General features: G+C 72.2%; 27 protein-coding genes. 16 read left to right on the top strand and 11 right to left on the bottom strand.

The annotated features are described in order from the left end of the window. Positions 1 to 7: 7 nt before the first annotated feature. The 4 genes from ACWDD9_RS09745 to ACWDD9_RS09730 all read left to right on the top strand — a co-directional run bounded on the left by ACWDD9_RS09745 (position 8) and on the right by ACWDD9_RS09730 (position 3,383). Positions 8 to 820 (top strand): winged helix-turn-helix transcriptional regulator, encoded by an 813-nt coding sequence (locus tag ACWDD9_RS09745; protein ID WP_449811276.1) that lies wholly within the window; start codon positions 8 to 10, stop codon positions 818 to 820. 115 nt (positions 821 to 935) lie between these two features. Further along, a complete protein-coding gene (locus ACWDD9_RS09740) occupies positions 936 to 1,724 on the top strand; it encodes a DUF317 domain-containing protein (RefSeq protein ID WP_449811275.1) in 789 nt (262 codons plus the stop codon). A gap of 16 nt (positions 1,725 to 1,740) precedes the next feature. After that, positions 1,741 to 2,556, top strand: a complete 816-nt coding sequence (locus tag ACWDD9_RS09735) for a DUF317 domain-containing protein (RefSeq protein ID WP_033819840.1) — start codon at positions 1,741 to 1,743, stop codon at positions 2,554 to 2,556. A gap of 89 nt (positions 2,557 to 2,645) precedes the next feature. Continuing rightward, entirely contained in the window at positions 2,646 to 3,383 is a 738-nt protein-coding gene (locus tag ACWDD9_RS09730) for a sigma factor-like helix-turn-helix DNA-binding protein (protein ID WP_158515482.1), read from the top strand. A 7-nt stretch (positions 3,384 to 3,390) separates the two neighbouring features. Here the strand turns inward: ACWDD9_RS09730 and ACWDD9_RS09725 are convergent, their stop codons facing one another. Continuing rightward, positions 3,391 to 3,630, bottom strand: a complete 240-nt coding sequence (locus tag ACWDD9_RS09725) for a hypothetical protein (protein WP_449811274.1) — start codon at positions 3,628 to 3,630, stop codon at positions 3,391 to 3,393. Positions 3,631 to 3,846: 216 nt separating this feature from the next. Between ACWDD9_RS09725 and ACWDD9_RS09720 the strand changes: the two genes are divergently transcribed. From ACWDD9_RS09720 to ACWDD9_RS09670, 11 genes are all read left to right on the top strand, one after another. Further along, on the top strand, positions 3,847 to 4,200 hold the full coding sequence (locus ACWDD9_RS09720; RefSeq protein ID WP_449811273.1) for a DUF317 domain-containing protein: 354 nt from the start codon (positions 3,847 to 3,849) through the stop codon (positions 4,198 to 4,200). Between the two features lie 31 nt (positions 4,201 to 4,231). Then, positions 4,232 to 4,588 (top strand): hypothetical protein, encoded by a 357-nt coding sequence (locus ACWDD9_RS09715; RefSeq protein WP_449811272.1) that lies wholly within the window; start codon positions 4,232 to 4,234, stop codon positions 4,586 to 4,588. A gap of 56 nt (positions 4,589 to 4,644) precedes the next feature. Beyond that, complete coding sequence (locus ACWDD9_RS09710) at positions 4,645 to 5,115, top strand: hypothetical protein (RefSeq protein ID WP_449811271.1); 471 nt, start codon at positions 4,645 to 4,647, stop codon at positions 5,113 to 5,115. 134 nt (positions 5,116 to 5,249) lie between these two features. Continuing rightward, positions 5,250 to 5,612: a hypothetical protein gene (locus ACWDD9_RS09705; RefSeq protein WP_449811270.1), complete on the top strand. Its 363-nt coding sequence runs from the start codon at positions 5,250 to 5,252 to the stop codon at positions 5,610 to 5,612. Continuing rightward, positions 5,602 to 6,099 (top strand): hypothetical protein, encoded by a 498-nt coding sequence (locus tag ACWDD9_RS09700; protein WP_449811269.1) that lies wholly within the window; start codon positions 5,602 to 5,604, stop codon positions 6,097 to 6,099. The genes ACWDD9_RS09705 and ACWDD9_RS09700 overlap by 11 nt, the downstream gene beginning before the upstream one ends. Then, positions 6,099 to 6,374, top strand: coding sequence for a hypothetical protein (locus ACWDD9_RS09695; protein WP_033817814.1), 276 nt, complete (start codon positions 6,099 to 6,101; stop codon positions 6,372 to 6,374). Before ACWDD9_RS09700 ends, ACWDD9_RS09695 begins: the two co-directional genes overlap by 1 nt. A 44-nt stretch (positions 6,375 to 6,418) precedes the next feature. Continuing rightward, positions 6,419 to 6,631, top strand: coding sequence for a hypothetical protein (locus tag ACWDD9_RS09690; protein WP_033817813.1), 213 nt, complete (start codon positions 6,419 to 6,421; stop codon positions 6,629 to 6,631). A gap of 86 nt (positions 6,632 to 6,717) precedes the next feature. Then, on the top strand, positions 6,718 to 7,047 hold the full coding sequence (locus tag ACWDD9_RS09685; protein ID WP_033817812.1) for a hypothetical protein: 330 nt from the start codon (positions 6,718 to 6,720) through the stop codon (positions 7,045 to 7,047). 111 nt (positions 7,048 to 7,158) lie between these two features. Continuing rightward, positions 7,159 to 7,389 (top strand): MarR family transcriptional regulator, encoded by a 231-nt coding sequence (locus ACWDD9_RS09680; RefSeq protein WP_033817811.1) that lies wholly within the window; start codon positions 7,159 to 7,161, stop codon positions 7,387 to 7,389. A gap of 11 nt (positions 7,390 to 7,400) precedes the next feature. Then, complete coding sequence (locus tag ACWDD9_RS09675) at positions 7,401 to 7,622, top strand: hypothetical protein (RefSeq protein WP_449811268.1); 222 nt, start codon at positions 7,401 to 7,403, stop codon at positions 7,620 to 7,622. Positions 7,623 to 7,651: 29 nt separating this feature from the next. Continuing rightward, on the top strand, positions 7,652 to 7,996 hold the full coding sequence (locus ACWDD9_RS09670) for a winged helix-turn-helix domain-containing protein (protein ID WP_449811267.1): 345 nt from the start codon (positions 7,652 to 7,654) through the stop codon (positions 7,994 to 7,996). A gap of 65 nt (positions 7,997 to 8,061) precedes the next feature. Here ACWDD9_RS09670 and ACWDD9_RS09665 read toward each other — a convergent pair whose 3' ends face one another. The 9 genes from ACWDD9_RS09665 to ACWDD9_RS09625 form a co-directional block, all read right to left on the bottom strand. Further along, positions 8,062 to 8,460, bottom strand: coding sequence for a hypothetical protein (locus ACWDD9_RS09665; protein ID WP_449811266.1), 399 nt, complete (start codon positions 8,458 to 8,460; stop codon positions 8,062 to 8,064). Positions 8,461 to 8,554: 94 nt separating this feature from the next. Beyond that, positions 8,555 to 10,300, bottom strand: a complete 1,746-nt coding sequence (locus ACWDD9_RS09660; protein ID WP_449811265.1) for a relaxase/mobilization nuclease domain-containing protein — start codon at positions 10,298 to 10,300, stop codon at positions 8,555 to 8,557. After that, positions 10,297 to 10,731 (bottom strand): MobC family plasmid mobilization relaxosome protein, encoded by a 435-nt coding sequence (locus ACWDD9_RS09655; protein WP_051811551.1) that lies wholly within the window; start codon positions 10,729 to 10,731, stop codon positions 10,297 to 10,299. The genes ACWDD9_RS09660 and ACWDD9_RS09655 overlap by 4 nt, the downstream gene beginning before the upstream one ends. Before the next feature lie 179 nt (positions 10,732 to 10,910). After that, positions 10,911 to 11,135 (bottom strand): hypothetical protein, encoded by a 225-nt coding sequence (locus ACWDD9_RS09650; RefSeq protein WP_449811264.1) that lies wholly within the window; start codon positions 11,133 to 11,135, stop codon positions 10,911 to 10,913. 83 nt (positions 11,136 to 11,218) lie between these two features. Beyond that, positions 11,219 to 12,283, bottom strand: a complete 1,065-nt coding sequence (locus tag ACWDD9_RS09645; RefSeq protein ID WP_449811263.1) for a DUF2637 domain-containing protein — start codon at positions 12,281 to 12,283, stop codon at positions 11,219 to 11,221. Continuing rightward, the gene (locus ACWDD9_RS09640; RefSeq protein ID WP_387710206.1) at positions 12,280 to 12,852 is read right to left on the bottom strand and encodes a WhiB family transcriptional regulator; all 573 of its coding nucleotides are present in this window, start codon (positions 12,850 to 12,852) and stop codon (positions 12,280 to 12,282) included. Before ACWDD9_RS09640 ends, ACWDD9_RS09645 begins: the two co-directional genes overlap by 4 nt. A gap of 107 nt (positions 12,853 to 12,959) precedes the next feature. Continuing rightward, positions 12,960 to 13,667, bottom strand: coding sequence for an ATP-binding protein (locus tag ACWDD9_RS09635; RefSeq protein ID WP_449811262.1), 708 nt, complete (start codon positions 13,665 to 13,667; stop codon positions 12,960 to 12,962). Continuing rightward, positions 13,667 to 14,716, bottom strand: a complete 1,050-nt coding sequence (locus tag ACWDD9_RS09630; protein ID WP_449811261.1) for a hypothetical protein — start codon at positions 14,714 to 14,716, stop codon at positions 13,667 to 13,669. Before ACWDD9_RS09630 ends, ACWDD9_RS09635 begins: the two co-directional genes overlap by 1 nt. 1 nt (position 14,717) lies before the next feature. Beyond that, positions 14,718 to 15,032: a transcriptional regulator gene (locus ACWDD9_RS09625; protein WP_449811260.1), complete on the bottom strand. Its 315-nt coding sequence runs from the start codon at positions 15,030 to 15,032 to the stop codon at positions 14,718 to 14,720. Positions 15,033 to 15,589: 557 nt separating this feature from the next. Between ACWDD9_RS09625 and ACWDD9_RS09620 the strand changes: the two genes are divergently transcribed. Next, positions 15,590 to 16,462 (top strand): helix-turn-helix domain-containing protein, encoded by an 873-nt coding sequence (locus ACWDD9_RS09620; RefSeq protein WP_449811259.1) that lies wholly within the window; start codon positions 15,590 to 15,592, stop codon positions 16,460 to 16,462. A 337-nt stretch (positions 16,463 to 16,799) separates the two neighbouring features. Here ACWDD9_RS09620 and ACWDD9_RS09615 read toward each other — a convergent pair whose 3' ends face one another. Next, positions 16,800 to 17,423 (bottom strand): HAD-IA family hydrolase, encoded by a 624-nt coding sequence (locus tag ACWDD9_RS09615; protein ID WP_387710216.1) that lies wholly within the window; start codon positions 17,421 to 17,423, stop codon positions 16,800 to 16,802. Between the last annotated feature and the right edge of the window lie 235 nt (positions 17,424 to 17,658).

The raw sequence follows: 17,658 nt of genomic DNA, 5'->3' as shown, positions 1-17,658 counted from the left end.
CCCGGCCATGTCCATACAGTCGTCCACCCCGATGAGCACCACCGACGCACAGCGCACCGAGGCCGCCCTTCGCCGTCTCACCCCACGGTGGACCACCCACGTCGTGCACACGATCGCCAAGTACGGCCCGGAGATGCGCGTTTCCGACGTCACGCGGCACTTCCCGGCGCTGTCCCAGTCGTACGTCAGCAAGCGTCTGGCCACGATGTCCGCCGCCGGTCTGGTGGCCCGCGACGGTGAGTTCGACCGCACCGCCCCCTACCGGCTCTCGTCGGCGGCCCGCACGCTCGGCCCCGTCTACCGCGCTCTCGCGCAGTGGTCCTCCGACCACATCGACCGCACCCCGCAGGGGCGGTACGACCGGGTCGAGGACGCCCTGCACCGCCTGCAGCTGGCGGACACCACCGAGACCGTCCGTCTGCTCTCGGAGCACGGAAGCCTGCGTCTGACCCACTTGGCCGAACGGCTCGACTCCCCGCCGCAGTTCGCGGCGGTCCGGCTGAACCGCATGCAGGCGGACGGCCTGGTCGCCCGCACCGACAACCGGCACGGCGCCCCCTACATCCTCACCGATGCCGGACGGGCGCTCGGCCCCGTCTACACCGCGCTCCAGCAGTGGGACCACCGGCACACCGCCGCCGCTCCCCGCGCGGTGCCGGCCGCCGAGCGCACTCTGGGTTCCCCCGCGCAATCTGTACGGACCGCTGCCGCACTGCGCCGCAGCCCCGCCCCCTCCGCGCTGTTCAGCCACGCTCCGGTGCCGCAGCTGCGTGTCCCCGCCGGCCTCACGCAGGCCGCCTCCCCCTCGCGCGGCCGGTGAACGCCGTGACCTCCCGCCGCAGAACGGCCCCCTGTCCCCAGCGCCCCGGGTCCGCACGCTGCCCCGCCAACGGCTGTGTGCGGGCCCGCTCCCCGCCACGTTCAGGAGCCTGCCCGTGTCCTCCGTCCCCTTTCTTGTTCGTCCGCTTCGTCTCGCCGGTCCCGGCGACCAGCGGCTTGTCACCGGCCAACTGGCCTCGGCACCCGGCTGGAGCCGCGCCCGTACAGCGGACGGGGGTGCCCTCTTCACCAGTCCCTGCCGCACCACCGTCTTCACCAGTTCCGGCCCGCCCGAGAACCCGGGCACGTGGAGCGTCCACGGCTACACCGTCTCCGGCTCGGAGACGCTGTGGCGTGCGGTGTTCGGACCCGGCACGCCCGCCGAGATCACTGCCGCCTTCACTGCCGTCCTCGTCGACGGCCTGCGCAGCGGGCACCGCGACTACCTGCTCGGCGGACCCCACCACCTGGACTGCACGCCCGCGTCCGTTCTCGCCGACCGCGGCTGGCAGCCCGACCCCGGGCCGAGGGGCTTCCACGACCAGGTCGCGCCGGACGGGACCGCGCTCTACCGGCACCGCGTCGGACACCAGCCCGCCGACTCGGAGATCGCCGGCCTCGTCCCGCCGTCGTGGAGCATGATCGCCGGTGAGCCGCAACACCCCTCCTGGCATGCGGACTTCAGCATCGGCGTGCCCTTCTACCCGCTCGTGCGCGCCGCCCTCGCCTTCAGCTCCTCCCATCCCGTCGAGCGGCCCCTGGGCGCCGTCCCCGCCCGCCACCTGCCCCACGTCACCGCCCGCCGCGCCCCGACCCCTACCCGGCGCCCGCACAGCTGCCCGCCGCAGGGCCCCGCCGTCCCGCCCGCCGCACTGCCGGTTCCCGGCGGAGCACGTCGGCGCTGACCCCCGGAGAACTCCCATGCCGTACACCCCCGAAAAGCCCCGCGAGTACCGCGTCTGGCCGCGCTACCTCGCGGACACCAAGGCCGACGTCACCGAGGCCATCACCCCGTTGATCAAGGCCGGGTGGGCGGCCACCAATGACGACCTAGGCAACACCTATGTCACCGCACCGGACCTGACCGCCCGCCTGGCGTTCCTGCCCGAGGGGCCGGACTCCACGCTCTGGAAGATCAGCGCCGGGCCGGAGCCGACCGTCCCTCAGTGGCTGGTCACCTTCGACGACCGGGTGCCCACCGAGATCGTCCAGGACTTCACCACCGCCCTCGCCGATGCCTACACACGCGGCCCCGACGCCTACCTCGGCGCCGGCCGACCCGCCCCGCACCGGGCGGCCGGACAGTGGGTGGACCCCGTCGTCCTCCAGAGCCCCGATCAGCTCGTCACCCGCTCGACGCGCCCCGGCTTCCTGCGGCACGCCGAGGAGATGGACGAGACCACCGAACGCTGGCTCTTCGAGGCCGGCCCGCCCAGTCGCCGCTGGTACGCCAGCGCCTCCTCGCACCTGCCCGCTCCCCTTCTGGACACGCTCACCACCGCCGCCTTCGACCCGTCGCCGGTCCACCGGCACCTGCGGCGCGACCAGCTTGCGCGCCTGCCCGTGAGCGCCGTCGCCGCGCCCACCGCGCCGAGCCCGCTGGAGGTCGCGCGCGTCAGGGCGGCCACCTCCCGCTCGCTCTCCGTCCCCCGGGCAGCCACCTCCGTACTCGCCCACACCACCTCAACCCGTCCTCCGGCGCACCCGAAGCCCGTGCGCGCCGGCCAAGCCCGCTGACCCGCACGGAGGAGCAAGCCATGCCCAAGTCCATTGAATGCCAGGCGGATTCCAGACCGCGCCGCCACAACTCCCCGAAGGAGAGCCCGTTGAGCACGCCCCTACTCGGCCTGCCCCTCGCCCCCGTCGAGACAAGCACCCTGCGCTACCTGACCGAGGGCTACACCATCGCCGAGATCGCACGCCGACAGGGCACCCGCGCCTCCACCGTCCACTCCCGAGCCGCCCGAGCCCGCCGCAAGCTCGGCGCCAGCAGCAACGACCACGCCGTCCAGCTCTACGCCCAGCAGCAGGCCGCCGCCACCCGACAGGCCACTGAGCAAGCCCCTTTGGAGAACACCGTGTCCGACCCGACCGCCCTTGACCACGCCGACTCGATGATCGAGAAAGCCTGGGGCCGGCCGATCGCCGAATTGGAGAAGGCTTCGGTCCGCACGCCCGTCGAGGACCCGCTGCTGCGCACAGCGATGCACACGCGCTCCCACCTCGTCGTCGTCTCCAACGCCGCTGTCGTGCACCAGGGACGGCTGCACGCGCTCACCCGGCAAGGTCACGTCCCGGCCTTCTACGACCTCGACCGGATCACCCAGTCCGCGAGCGCACTGCGCACGGCCTACGCCGAGAGCAACACCGCCTTGCAGGCCATCAGCCACGTCATCGACGCCCGCGAACTCGCTCTCAAGGCCGAAGGCGGCCCGGACGCCGCGCGGGTGCGGGCCGCGACCGCCCGCACCTCGCAGGCACCCCGTCCCCTGGGGCTGCCCGCGGATCAGCCCGCCCCGCCGGCCGCCGCCACTGCGGCCCGGCCCGTGGCGAACCGGCTTTAGCCGCCGGTCAGTTCGCCTCGCGGTCGCGGTGGGCACCCGGATCCGTGGCGCCCACCGCGCGGGCCAGCTCCTCCACGGTCAGCTCGACCCGCCGCCCGTCCGCCAGCCGCGCCGCCACCGCGTCGTCCTGCTGCCGCTCGGCGCGGCTCACGGTGCGCACGGCCCACTGGCCCTCGCCGATCACCGTGACGTCGCCCATCGTCCAAGCCCGCCCCGCGCTGCGGACCTTGCGCTCCAGCGCCGCCATGTCCCGACCTCTGCTCGCCACCAACGCCTTCGCCCCCGCTCACCCCGTACGGCCTCGCGCCGTAACCCTGGTTCAGCACCCGGGTGCCCCGATCCATTCCCTTCCAGTTCGCCCACGGCAGAGTCCGATCGCGGATAACGACTACGAACTTCGGGACGCTGCATGTCAAAGTACTCATGTCGCCGAAACCGCAGGTCAACGAAGGGACCGGCCCCCGTGAACACCCCCAGCAGCCTCCTTCCCGCCCCCGTCCGCACCGCCGCCCACGACCGCTCCTGGCTCTCCTCCGACCACTGCGCGGAGCCCGTGCTCGCCCTCCTCAGTGGCCTCGGCTGGCCGATGGTCGACACACCGGAGGCGAACGTCCACTGCACCAGCCCGGACGGTCGGGTGTACGTCGGCTGGCTGCCAGAAGACCCCGGCGCCTGGCAACGCGGCATCGTCTGGCGCATCCAGGTCCAGCCCACTGGCGCCGACGCCACGCCGTGGACCCAGGAGTTCGGCATCGACACGCCCTCCGAGGCCGTCGCCGGATTCCTCGCCGCGCTCATCGCCAACCCCACCCGCTGACCTCGGCCAACCCCTGCCCCCGGAGGACGTGTTGCCCACACCCCGCCTGGATCACCTCATCGCCAACGGCACCGAGCGCAACGCGCTCGGCTTCGCCCTGGCCGACCCGCACATCGCCTGCGCGGACGGCTTCTGCCTCTCGGTGCTCGCCCCCGACCCCGCCGACGTGTTCCTGCTGCCCGCCCTGACGCTGGAGGTCGGCTTCCCGACCCAGCGCCCCGAACCGTGGGACCGCTGGCGCGAATACCTCGAACCCGCCGAGAACGAGGGCGACCCCACCGAGTCCGTGTACCTGCACGTCCCGGTCGCCCTGGTGCGCGAGCTGATCGAGACCCACTGCGGCGAGATCCTTCCGAGCCCCCTCCGCATCCCCCGCCAGCGTCCGTAACAGGCCATCCCCGGCGGCACTGTCCAACCGACCAACCCACCACAGGAGAGCACGCGTTGTCCTTCGTCCGCACCATCGAGTCCGCCCTCACCGACGAACTGCCCCACGGTGAGAGCCCCGTCGCCGGACGTCCGGTCTACCAGTCCCTGCGGCAGCGCGGCCTCGCCTTCGAGCCCGTCCACACCGGCGGCGGCTACTTCGCCCTGTCTCTGCTGGTCCCCGGTGGGGAAATCCTGGTCACCGACGATGACGGCCAGATCGCGCGCCCCGCCGAGTTCCACTCCGCCTGGCTCGCCTGCTTCTACCCCGAGCCGACCTCGCCCTTCGATGCCGACGAGGAGGACGTGGTGGACGTCTACGTCGGCGACGGGAGCCTCTCCCTCGCGGACGACTGCGCCGCTTGCGCCGACTCGGTCGCCCTCTGGCTCGCCACCCGCCAGGCCAGCATCTCGACCGGCCCGCGCATCGTCAGTCTCGACACCGAAACTGCCGCCCCCGCCAGCAGTTCCCTCACCCTGGCCAGCTGACCCCTCGCCTTCAGCACGGCACGGGGCCCTCCGCGCGCCCGCCCCCGGGCACCCGCCCCCGGGCACCCGCCGCAGCGGCGGGCCCTTCCCCGGCCCCCTCCCGCAACTCCCGTTCCGACGAATGGAATCCGCACGTGAAGCTCACCATCGACCCAACTCGTATCCCCGGCCCGGCCATCGCCGCGCTCGGAGCGCTCAACGCCTTCTCCGTCCAACCGGGCTCCGCCGCCTTCGCCCTCAGCCTCTGCGTGACCGTCAGCGGCTTGCTGAGCGCCTTCGACGACATCCACGAGCTGGGCCTGCGCCGCGACCGGAAGGTCATCGCCCACCTCGCCAAGGTGCCGGACGGCGCCCGCGTGCGCCAGATCGGCAACGCGCTCGACCTGGCCGACCGCACGGTCGCCAGATCGCTCGACCGCCTGGCCGCTGACGGCCTCGTGGTGCTCGAAGCCGAGGGCGAATCCCTGCCGATGCGTTCCTACCGGTTTGCCGACTGAACCAACCTCGCCGGGCCGCATCGCCCGGGATGAACCGCCGACCAGCAGGGAGAGGCCCACGAGCACCCACCACGCCGACTTCCACCCGGTGGTCGTCTCCGCGACCACCGAGCACCAGGCCAGCCACGGCATCCTCGCCAGCGTTCACCTGCGGATCGTCCGCGCCGACCAAGTCCGCTCCGGAGACCTGATCGTCTCCGCCTTCGAAGCCGCGCGACCCCGACGACTCCACCGGACCGGCTACTTCGCCGCCGGCCCGTACCGGGCTTGCCCGGAGCCCTACGACCCCACCTGCGGCTGCGGCGTCTGCGGCCTCCCCGAAGTCCACGGTCCTGACGGCACCGTCGTCCTCACCACCGGCCAACCCTGGAACACCTGCGACCCGTGGCCCGCCGACGACCTCGTCCTGATCCGCCCCCGCCGCGACCTGCACGGCACGGCACTCCCCTCTCCCGAGTTGACCGCCCCACCGACCACGAGGACCTGATGGCAGCCCACCGCGCCCCGCTGACCAACCACCACGCCGACCGCAGTCTCTGCCCGCCCGAACACAAGCACACCAGCTCCGGCAAGCCGCTCCACCCCGACTGCCCCGGCCGCTCCTACTCCCAGGCCGTCTGCACCTGCGGCGACTGGGAGTTCAAGAACTCCGGCAAGGGCTACGTCAACGAATCCCGCAGACGACACCTCGCCACCCACCCCAAGCCCGCCTCGAACGGCCCGGCCGTCCTGCGCGAGCTGCTCCGCCTCGACCTCCCGTAACCGCCGCCCGCGCCCACCACCCCATCTCTGCTCGGAGACCCGCAATGCCCCAGCACTTCACCGTCGCCCACCTGATCGCCCAGCTCCAGAACCTCGACCCGACCCTCCAGGTCCGCCTCGCTGTCAACCCCGACTTCTCCTTCGCCCACTACGTCGGCGCGGACGTCGTCGTCCACAACGGCACCGCCTACATCGGAGAGGACGGCCAGGAGGGCTACCTCCCGCCCGCCGTCCGCGACCACCTCGCCTGGCCCTGAACCACACTCGCCCGAAGGAGACCCCCATCCCCACCACCCGTCGCGTCGCCCGCCCGCAGCCGCTCGACCGCTTCGCACTGCACCCGATGCCGCCGTGGGCCAGCGGAGCGCTCGTCCGCCACGTCCCCACCGCCCCCGACCAGCCGGTCGAGGCCCTCTGGCTCCCGGCCACCTCGCCCCGGCTCCCCTTCGGCCGCATCCTGCTGCGCTGGGAGAAGGCGCCCGAGGCCGGCTGGGACGTCACCGCCCGCCTCGGCCTCGCCACCGGCGACGTCCACCTCGCCACCTGGCCCGCCGCCCCCGACGACTGGCCCCGCCTGGTACGCCCCACGCTGCACGAGGTCACCGGCCTGTGCTCCGCCCTCTCCGTCGCCACCGCCGCCCTCGAACTCGCCAACCGCCTCGCCGACTCCTGAGCACCACCGCACAAGGCCGCCCCGTGCCGACCAGACCGGGGCGGCCTCGCCGTACGCCCGCCCGACCGGCGGCGCGTACGCTCGTCACCGAACCACCGAGGAAGGACACACATGGCCGACGACCAGCAGCTCTGGGGCTACGCCGAGGTCGCCGCGCACCTGGGCATCAGCGTCGGCGCCGCCCGCAACCGCAAGAACCGAGGCACACTCCCCGCCCCCGACGACACCAGCATCTCCGACCGGCCCCGCTGGAAGCCCTCCACCTTCCAGAGCTGGAAGCCGGTCGGCCAGGGCCACCGAAGCGACCTCCTCGACAACCCGGCCACCGACACCAGCAGCTGATGGAGTCCACCGTGCCCACCTCTGCGATGCCCTCGCCCCCGTTCCCCGCGCCCGACTCCGCCGTGCTCGCCCTGATCGTCGCCAACGCCGTCAACGCCGTGAACTCCGGCGAGGCCAGCATCGAGCAGGCGATCCTGCACGCAGCCGTCCACGGCTGGTACGAGGGCCACATCGAGGGCGAAGACGCCTGCCCCGGCTGCGACTTCCGGGGCCCGATCCAACCGCGCCCGTGACCGGACAAGCCACAGGAGACCACCACCCGGTGACCGATCGCCCGATCCACCGCCCCGGCCCGCTCATCGCCTGCTGCACCCTCGCTGCCCTGGGCGCCGCCGCTGCTGTCCCGGCCGCGCTGGCCGACGCCTACGCGGTGTGCGCCGTTGGACTGTTCGCCCTCGGCGGCGGCGCGCTGGCCGCCTACCGCACCGTCCGAGGCACCGAGCACCGGACCGACCACGCCGTCCTCGAGCGGCTCCGGCAGAACCCTGCCCTTGACCCCGAGGCCCTCGCCGACCATCTCGGCCTGCGCCCGGCCGCCGTACGGCTCAGTCTTCGCCGACTGACCGTCTCCAGCCAACTCCCCCCGCCCGCAGCGCCTCCCGGCTAGAAGCGCTGACCAGCAACGATGAGGACCGCCACCGATACTGGTGGCGGTCCTTTCTGCTGTCCGCTCTAAGCGTCGAGGTAGATGCCGGCGAAGATGCCGTCGAAGCCCAGGGCCACCCGCCCGGCACCGGTCGACGGGTGGCGGGTCCAGGTCGGGTCGGCGATCAGGGCGTCGAAGTCCTTGCGCGTGATCTCCGGCTCCAGCCAGTCGTTGCCGCAGCGGCAGCACACCCACACGTCGCGGCCCTGGTTGAGCAGCAGCCAGTCCCGGCGGGCCCGGCAGGCGGAGCACGTCACCGGTATACCGCGCAGGGCCAGTTCGGCCGGGTGCAGGATGCCCCTGACAGCTTCCGGGCCGCTGGGGGTCTGGGTCTCGTACGCCAGCTGCCGGAGCGGGTCGGAGCCGACCGGGACCGGGGTGGCGATCGGGGTCGGAGCGGTGGTGGTGTGCTCGGTTCTGGTCACGTGCTCTCCGTTCGCGGTGCTCGGATACTTGCGTAACACCCGGTGGAACCGGGTGTCGAGGGGTTTCGGGACGGCTGCCCGCAGGGTTGCCGGGTCAGCGGCGTGGTGCCGGGCGGCGCGGGTCGGTCACGGGCTGGGCCGGTGCCGGCTGGGTGGTGCGCGCCTGGGCCGGAGCGGTCCGGGCCCGGGTGCCGGCGGTCGTACGAGTGCGGGGGCGTTCGGGGTTGGCGGGCAGGTCGGCGAGGCGGCGGATGCGCCAGACGAGGACGTCGGTGGTGTTGCGGGCGGTTTCCAGCTCCCGGCGATCGACGGCCTTCTCCAGGAGGGCCTTGGGGTCGTGGCCGGCCTTCTCGGCTTCTGCGAGGACGGCGGCCAGGGCGTCGTGCTCGCGGGCCGGGCCCTGCTGGGTGCCGGCACTGCCGAGGACGGTTCGGATGGTGGTGTCGTGGCGGCGGCGCTCGCCTTCCGGGAGGGCGCGGCCGATCTCACGCATGGTGCGCATGGGGGTGGCTGCGGCCTGCTGGTAGGCGGTGCGCAGGTGCTGGGCGGCCTGGCGGGAGGCGGCGGCCTGCTGGGCGTGGCCCCTCGCGGAGTGCCAGCGGGCTGCGGCCAGAGCGACCAGGACGAGCGTGGACAAGACCATAGCGGTGGTGCCGCCGTCCTCTCCACGTCCGAGCGCACTGCCGGCGTGGACTATTCCGCGGGCGGCCGAGCGCAGGGCGCGGATGTCGGCGTTCTCGGCGCGGACGTGGCTGCGGGTGGCGCGTTCGAAGGCGCGGGCGGCGTATCGCAGTTCGGTGCGGGTGGCGGCCGGGGAGGTCTGGGCGAGGGCGTCGAGGAGTTCACCGGCGCCGACGAGGTGGGCGGCGGCTTCGTCGTCGTCCTGGTCGAGGACCGCGGCGGCGCGCTCGGCGGTGCCGGCAGCTTCTCGGCGGCGGCGCGCGGGAGTGGAACGGCCGGAGTGGGTCGGGCGGTTGTCCGTCTCCGGGGTGGCGGTGGCGGGCGCGGTGTCCAGGCGGCGGCGGATGCGCGGGAGGGAGAGGTCGGGGGCCAGGGTGCTGCCGGGGAACCAGATCGGCTCGCCGTCGCGGTTACGGTCGCCGGGCAGGGCGACGCTGTAGCCGAGGACGTCGCCGGAGGGGGCGTTGCGCAGCTTCACGCGAAGGCCGGCCTCGCGCAGCCGGGTGAAGAACTCCTCCTCTCCGGCGGCTCCCGCGACGGCCTGGCGGACGGCTTCGCGCAGGCTCTCGCGCGGGGTCTCGGTACGGCCGGTGCGCTCGGCCTTCCACTGTTCCTGGCTGGTCGGGTTCTTCGCGGCGGTGCCGTCGCCCGGGTTGAGCTGTCGCAGGCCGTACTCCTTCTCTATGAGGCGGGCTTCGGCCTGGGCCTTGCGCTTGTCGAAGCTCAGGGCAGCCAGGCGGCCGTCCTGGCGGACCAGCGTGGCGGCGATGTGGATGTGGTCCTCGGCGTGGCGCACGGCGACCCAGCGGCAGGCGGCGATGTCTCCCTCGGGCGCGATGCCGGTGGCGTGGACGATGCGGCGGGCGATGGCGGCCCACTCGGCGTCATCGAGGTGGCGGTCACCGGGTGCGGTACGCAGTGAGCAGTGCCAGATCTTGTTGGCCGGTGCCAGCTTGCCGAGGGCCTTGACCGGCTGGTCGAGCTGGTTGGCGAGCTTGGCGACCTGGTGCCGCTCCGGGTTGGGGCCCGGGTCCGGCGCGAAGTTGTTCCAGGAGGCGACGAGGTGCTGGTTGGTGTGCTCCTCGTGCTTGCCGGGTCCAAAGAGGTAGTCCACGAGGGGGAAGGAGCGGTCGGTGCCGGTGCGGATCTTGGGGATCACCGGCGGACCAGCCAGTCGACGGCCTCGTCGACCGCGTCGATGGAGGCTTCGACGCGGGCCAGGAGCTGCCGCAGCTCGGCGCCCGGCTGGCCGCCGGCGTTCACGAAGTGGGCCAGCTGGTTGAGGTTGTTGCCCACGGCGCCGAGCTGGCGGTTGGACTCCATGAGTTCCTGGATGCCGCGCCGGTAGTCGGCGACCGCGGCGCTGGGGTCGGTGCTGGCGGCGGCGGCCACGGCGGCGGCAGCGGTGTAGCCGCCGGGGGCGAGTTCGGCTCGGGCGGCGGCGCGCTGGAGGAGTGACCACTCGGCGTCGCTGAATCGAGGGCAGATGCGGTTGGTACGCGGCACGCTCTGGCGCAGGCGGCGGCGCGGCGCGACGCGGACGGCTTCGGCGGTCGGCGGGGTCTGCTGCTTCTCCCCCTTCGTCGGCACCCCTGGGCCGACTCCCCGGTCGGCGGCAGGCCCCCCTGGGTCTGCCGCCGACCGGGGAGCCTCCGCCCCCTCCGGGGCGGGGGCGGGGTAAGGACTCCTTACCCCACAACTTGCTCCGCCAGGAGCCTGATCATGGTCACTCTCCGGTGCCTTCGTGGTGCCGTCCTGGTCGGAGGCGGTCACCGGCTGGCCTCGCTGTCGCGCTGGCGGATTTCGAGGAGGAGGTCTTCGACGAAGTCGAGGGCGAGGACGGGGTGGTGGAGGGTCCAGGGGCGGGAGTGCCGGCCGCGCTGGACGCTGCGGACGCCGTCCGGGCTGGTTTCGACGCGGTGGACGTGGCCGCGCTGGGTGAGGACGGCGAGCCAGGAGTCCGCCTCGGCCCAGGTGGCGGGGATGGTGCGCATGGTGGGGTGCTCCCGTTCGGCGGTGATGCGGGCGGGTGACCGCCGGGGTGACCTCGTCGGTCACCCCGGCGCTCGGGTGTCGGTCAGTTCCGGTCAGCGGTGACCGGCTGACCGTGCTGCTCGCGGAGCTGGGCCATCAGCTGGGTCAGGGTGTCGGAGGAGAGGGGGATCTGCTGACCGCGGATCGCCTGGGCGACCACCTTGCGGGTCAGCTTGTCCTCCTGGCTGACCGCCTGCCGTGCGATCTTCAGCAGGTCCTCGGTGTCCAGGTCAGGGCGGCGGTCAGCGTCCCGGTCAGTGACCGGCGGAGCAGTGACCGGCGGCTTGACCGGCTGTCCGGTGGCCTTGGTGGGGCTGACCGGCGGGGCGGTGACCGGCGGCTCGACTGGCGGTCGGTCAGTGACCGGCCGGTCGGTGTCCAGGTGACCGCCCAGGTCAGAGGGCTTGGTCAGGCTGACCGCGCTGACCGGGGTCAGCTGCGGCTGCGGGGTCAGGTCGGTGACCGGGCGGCTGACCGTGGCGGTGACCGGGCGGCTGACCGGCTGACTGGGGGCGGGGTGACCGGCGCTGTCCTGACCGGCGGTCAGTGCCACCGGCCGCTCGGTCAGTCCGGTCTCCTCGGTGGTGACCTGGCCGGGGTCCGGGGTGACCTGACCCCGGTCAGTCTCGGCCGGTCGGTCAGCGCGACCGTCCCGGTCGGTGGGGCTGACCGGTCCTCGGGCGATGAGGATGTAGAGGTGGACGGCCCCGGCCAGGGCGAGGGGAGCGATGGTGGACAGCACCGCGACCACCGTGTCGCCCAGCCGGAGGCCGGCGGTCGTGTTCTGCTCGTTCAGCCGGACTGCGTGCAGGGCGTTGGCCCACAGGCTCGTCCCGGTGGCCGCGCCGAAGAGCGTCCACACGTAGATCCGGGCCCTCAGCGGTGCGGTGCGCAGGACCAGCAGCGCGCGGACCCCGTAGGCGATGAAGCCGTCGACGATGATCGGGAAGAGGTAGGTGAGGAAGCCCCGGACGTGGATGGCGACGGCCATCTGCTGGAGGGCGGAGAAGCTCAGCGCGCAGCCGGAGGCGCCGAGGGCGATGACGACGGCCCGGTCCCAGGCGGTGACGTGGGCGGTCGTCGGGGTGGTCGCGGTGGTGGTGCTCATGCGGCCGTCCCGAAGTCGGCGCAGGTCAGCTGCGCGGTGCTGGTAGTGCCGTGGGCTGCCGAGGCGGCGCGGGTGGCTTCCTCGGCGATCTGGCGGTGGCGGATCGCGCGGCGGGTCTCGCGGTAGAGCTTGAGGGCGTGCTCCGGGCTGATCTTGAGGAGCCAGGCAAGGCGGTCGACGGGGACGCCCTGGCGGTACCCGGCGAGGACGACCGCGCGGCGCTCGGCCTTCGTGAGGGAGATGTCGCGCCCGGCCAGGGTGGCGTTGACGCGGCTGTAGTCGAGGCGGTCGTTGATCTTGGCGTGCAGGGGTTCGCGCTCCTCCTCGGTATAGCCGCCCCGGATGCCGTGGGTGTCGCCCGTCTCCAGGGCGGCGTCCAGGCAGACGCGGGCGACCGGGCACTGGGCGCACAGCGCCTTGGCGGTGGCGATCTTGTCGGCTTCCTCCGGCCCGGGGAAGAAGGTCTCTGGGTCGACGGGGTTGTACTCGGTCGGGGTGCAGACGGCCTGGTCCTGCCAGGTGTGGTCGCCGAGCGAGCGGTGGCGGGCAGGGCTGGTCGTGGTGGTCATGAGGGGTTGCTCCGATCGCTCTCCGCGCGCGGGGTCGGCGTCGGCGGAGAGGGCGCTGGGTCGGTGAAGTTGGGGCGGCTCGCCGGGGGCGGCCGGTGCGGCGGCTGTCAGGCGGCGCGCTGGAGGCGTCTGCGGTCGACCAGCTCGAACTCGACCCGGGTGGTCATCTGAGCGAGCCGGGAGGTGACGCGATCACCGAGGTGGGCCTTGAGGTCCCTGATCTGCAGGTTCGTGGTGATCAGGGTCGGCAGGCAGTGGTTGTACCGGCGGTTGATCAGCCGGTACGTCTGCTCTTCGACGAACTCGCTCGACTTGGCGGCGCCGAGGTCGTCGAGGATCAGCAGCGGCACCCGGCTGTAGGCGGCGAGGACCCGCTCGGCGTCGGTGTCCGAGCTGGGCCGAAGCTCGGCGTACAGGTCGGCGGCGGTGGTGGCGCGCCAGCGCACGCCGATGCCGGCCTGCACGAGGGCGCGGACCGCGCCGTACGCCTCGTGAGTCTTGCCTGCGCCGACGACTCCAGCCATCAGCAGGCTGGGGCCGGTGGCGACCTGGCGGCGGGCACCGAGGCTCGGGGCGGTGGCCTGGGCGGCGACCTGGCGCACCCAGGCCAGGACCTGCGGGTGCGTGGCGAGCGCGTCGCGGTAGCGCGGCGGCAGCCCGGCCGACAGCGCCGCCTCCGCCGAGTAGGGCTCCGGCTCGTCCGGCAGGGCGTCGACCGTGGCCTGGTCGATGCCCCGGGCGGCGAGGATGCGGGCCATTCGGTCGAGCACCGAGGGGGCGTCGGCGAGGGTCTGCGGGTCGCGGTGGGTGCGCATCACAGCTCCTCGGCGTAGGCGGTGGCAGCGTCGACCGGGTTGGTCCACGCCTGGTGAGCGGGCACGTTAGGCCGGAATCCCGGCCGCGCCAAACCGGCGCCTCGTGCGTTCATGGCGTCGTTGACCAGGCTCGGCAGCCGGGAGGGGTGGCCCTGGATCTCGGCGAAGCGCCGCAGCCCGGCGCGGACGTGGTCGGCGGCGATGCCCTCGTCCAGCAGGGTCTTGACGACCTTGCCGAGGTGGCCGATCACGCTGCCCGGCGGTCGCTCGGCGCAGGCGGCGACGTACTCGCCGACCAGCTGGCCTGCCGAGACGGTGTCCGCGTCGGGCGCCTGGCGCCCCGTAGGGAAAGAAGATCCAGGATCCAAGATCCTAGATCCAGGCGCCGAGGGCTCCGGGAGGCTTCGGCGAGCCTTCGGGGAGGCTTCGCCAAAGGCCGCCTGACCTGCGGTTTTCTGTGAGGCCGGGACCGGCTGCGGCTCGGCGTCGATCGCCGGGGCGACTGCTCCGGCGGCGGCGAGAACCGTCAGCGCGGCGAACGCCGGGATGGGCTCGTTCGGCTGCTGGAGGGCGGCCCGAGTGTTCGCCGAAGTTTCGGCGAACACTCGGGGAGCGTTCGCGGCGGCCTCGGCTGCCGTTACCGGGGCGGCGGCGAGGGCGGCCTGCTGGATGCAGGGGCCCTTGCAGACGCCGCACCGCTCCGGCTCGCAGTGCGGGCAGGCCGGCAGACGGCTGAGCGACGGCTTGTCGATCTTCTGGTGGTTGCGCCAGGTCGGGTAGTGGAAGTACCGCCGTCCGTCGCAGCCGGTGTATCGGCAGACCGCTCCAGCAGTGGCGAGTTGCTGCAGGTGGTCCTCGACGTCTGCGCGGCTGATCTCCTCGCGCATCGGCCAGACGAGGCCGTAGACGATCGCCGCGTTGTCGCGGTGGCGGCCGTGGTCGTCGGCGTGGTTGGTCATCCCGAGAAAGGTGACCATGGCCGGGATCGACACCTCGGCCAGCGTCTCGGAGACCCAGGTCTCCGGCTTGACCGATCGAATGCGAGCCATGTCAGCGGCCCCGGACCGCGGTGACAGCGAGCTGCCCGGTGGCGAGGTCGAGACTGTGCGGGCGCGTCCAGTCCGCCTCCGGCCAGGTCCGCTGCACCCAGCGGGCCGCGACCTTGGTGGTGGTGCGGCTCAGCTCGAGCTGCTCGCCGTGCTCGTCGATCGCCACCGTATAGGGGTGGGGCCACTGGCGCTTGGGGTCGGCGAGGCTGACGTGGACGCTGACCGCGCCGGGGATCATGTCCGCGAGCTGGACGCCAAGCCGCTGCTGGCTCGCGCTGGGCGCGGCGTAGCGGGCTTCCCCTGAAAGGCTGGGCATGCGATACTCCTGGATTCGTAGGAGCGCGCGCGGCGGTCTCTCGTGCAAAAGAAGTCCCGCCGCTCGCGAGTTGTGATTCGGCACCCTTCGGGATGCCGGCCCGGCGTCCAGGAGTTGGTAGCTCCCGGACGCCGGTCTCATTTCGCCCTGATTCGTGCAGGGCTCGCCCTCTGCGGCACCGCTTTCCCCCTCTGCTCGTTCCGTCCCCTTGGGCGCCGCCCTGCGGGGACGACGAACATACGTAGACACCTGCGGCAAGTCCATCCCTTACGCCGCAGAGCGCTACGGGTCGGACAGGGCTCGCGACGGCCGGCATCGGGAGTCGTTCCACGACCGGTCGGCGCCGCCTGGATACCGAATCCAACGGCCCGTTGCGCAGGTGGCCGCAACAAGGCAGCATGCACACGGGTCGCCAGAGGCTGGCACCATGAAGAGGCGGAGCCCCTCCGGCGGTGCGATACAGAAACGTACGTTAGTTGTGCAGATGTATCAAGCCTGGACTACAGTGGTCTCAACACCGCCCCGACCTGCCCGATCGTCCCCCTGCTGGAGTTCATGTGCCACGTCAATTCGACGGCCAGCGCGTACGTGCTGTCCGGCGGGGCAAGGACCTTAGCCAGGGTGGGTTGGGTGCCAAGGTGGGCGCCAGCGGCCCCACCGTGGCGCGATGGGAGAACGGCGAGGACCACCCCAAGGGCGAGAAGCTCCCTGCGATTGCAGAGGCGCTCGATCAGCCGCTCGATGTTCTTTTCCCCCACGACGGCCCTGCGGACTTGCAGCTTCTGCGATGCGATGCCGGCCTCAGCGTGGCGCAGGCCGCTGCGATCATCGGCACGAGTCGCGTGCCAGTGAGCAACGCGGAGGGCGGTCGGCGCCGGCTGAAGGACGCCTACGTGCTACCGCTCGCAGAGGCATATGGGGTGACCGAGAAGGAGTTGCTGGCCGCCCAGGACTGCTCGTTCGGAATTCGCCCCGCGGCCTCCCGTGACGAGCAGGCGTCGGCCCCCCGCACCATCGGAGAGAAGATCAACTATCTCCTGCAGCACGGGTACGCGGACCAGGAGGCACCTTCCGACGAGGATCTCGCGCGCGCCGTGAATGCTCACGCGGGCGAGACACTCGTTGTAGTCGAGGACATCGTCGCCCTCCGCACGGGCGCCACGACCGACGCTTCCGACGTAGTGCGCGCGGGCCTGGCCGAGGCGCTACAGGTCGACGTCGCCCTCTTCCAGGACGATGCCGAAGTCAGCGCGGAGGCCCGTGAATTCCTGGAGGCGCTCCGCTTCCTCAGCTCGATCCAACGGGGGCAGATCCTCGGTCTGGCTGCACGCGGTAACGGCGGGGGCCTGTCCACCGAGATGATGGCCACGATCAACAATCTCGTCGGGGAGCTGAAGCACAAGCTGCCCGAGGTGCAAGACGGGGACTGACGCCGAGCTGCACCCGCCCACGCCGGGCGACCCCGGAGCACCCCCCACGCGCGTGCGCCGTCGGCGCCCTCCGGTACCTCGGTCGGGCTCCCGCCTCGCCATGCCGACCAACGGGCGCGACCCCGCTGAGCCCTGCAGCAGTACGCGGACAACGGGCTGGTCCCGGAAACGAACATGCCGCCCGATCATCATCCGGGCGGCGCGTTCCAACACGGCGATCGATGCTGCTGCGGCACCAGCGCTGACAAGCAGCGAAGGGACTGCGGCTCTGCCCCGGCAGGGGAGAGTAGCAGTCCCTTCGCTGTTCTTGGCCTCGGGCCTCCGAGGCGCCGGCCTACTACGCGGTAAGGTCCACGCCGAGCAGGTCGGAGAGAGTGGCGACCGTCCGCGTGGGGTCCTGGTTGTGCACCCCTGCGAGGCCGAGCTGCTCCGCTGCCTGCACGTACGCTTCGGTGTCGTCGACGAAGATGCACTGCTCGGCCGGCAGGTCCATGAGCTTGAGCGTGATCTCGAAGAGCGCCGGGTCGGGCTTGCGCATCAGGTGCTGCTCAGAGATCACCACGACGTCGTACAGCCGCTCAAGCTCGTAGCCGTCGTACAGGTCCCAGGGGGCGAGTCCCACACTGTTGGACAGGATGCCCACCTTGATCCCCGCGCGCCTCGCCGCAGCAGCCGCGTTGATCAGCCGCGGCTCGGGGCGAAGGTCACCGAAGATGCGGCCCATCAGGTTGTCGCTCGGGACGCCCAACATCTTGCCGGCGAACTCGTTCCACTCGGTCTGGCTCACCGCGCCGCGCTCCAGGTCGGAGGTGATCCGGACGCCCGTCTCGTCCTTGTACAGGGCCGTGAGGCAGGCGCCCTGCGGAAGGCCCTCTCGCTGCTCGAACGCCAGCACGGCGGGCAGGAGCGGGGTGGTGAGCACTCCGCCGAAATCGAGGATGAGGCCAGTGCGGTTGGACATGCGGGAACTCCATTGATTGCTGAGAATTCGGACGCCCATCCAGAGAGGAAGGCGTCACGACCCCGGCTACATATGGTGACGACAGCAACTGTGCGTCGCAGGCCAGGGTGCACCTACGGGCGGATCAAGACCTATCAGTCCGCAAAACCCACGGTACCAAATCAGCCCGCGCAGCGGATCGTGCTAAATCTCACTCGCTGGCTCGCTATCAAGATCGCCACGTCCCGACCCAGCG

It is taken from the genome of Kitasatospora sp. NPDC001119 (genome assembly GCF_053598475.1).
The sequence above is the reverse complement of the archived record's forward strand: the minus strand, read 5'-3'. Positions and strand labels throughout refer to the sequence as shown.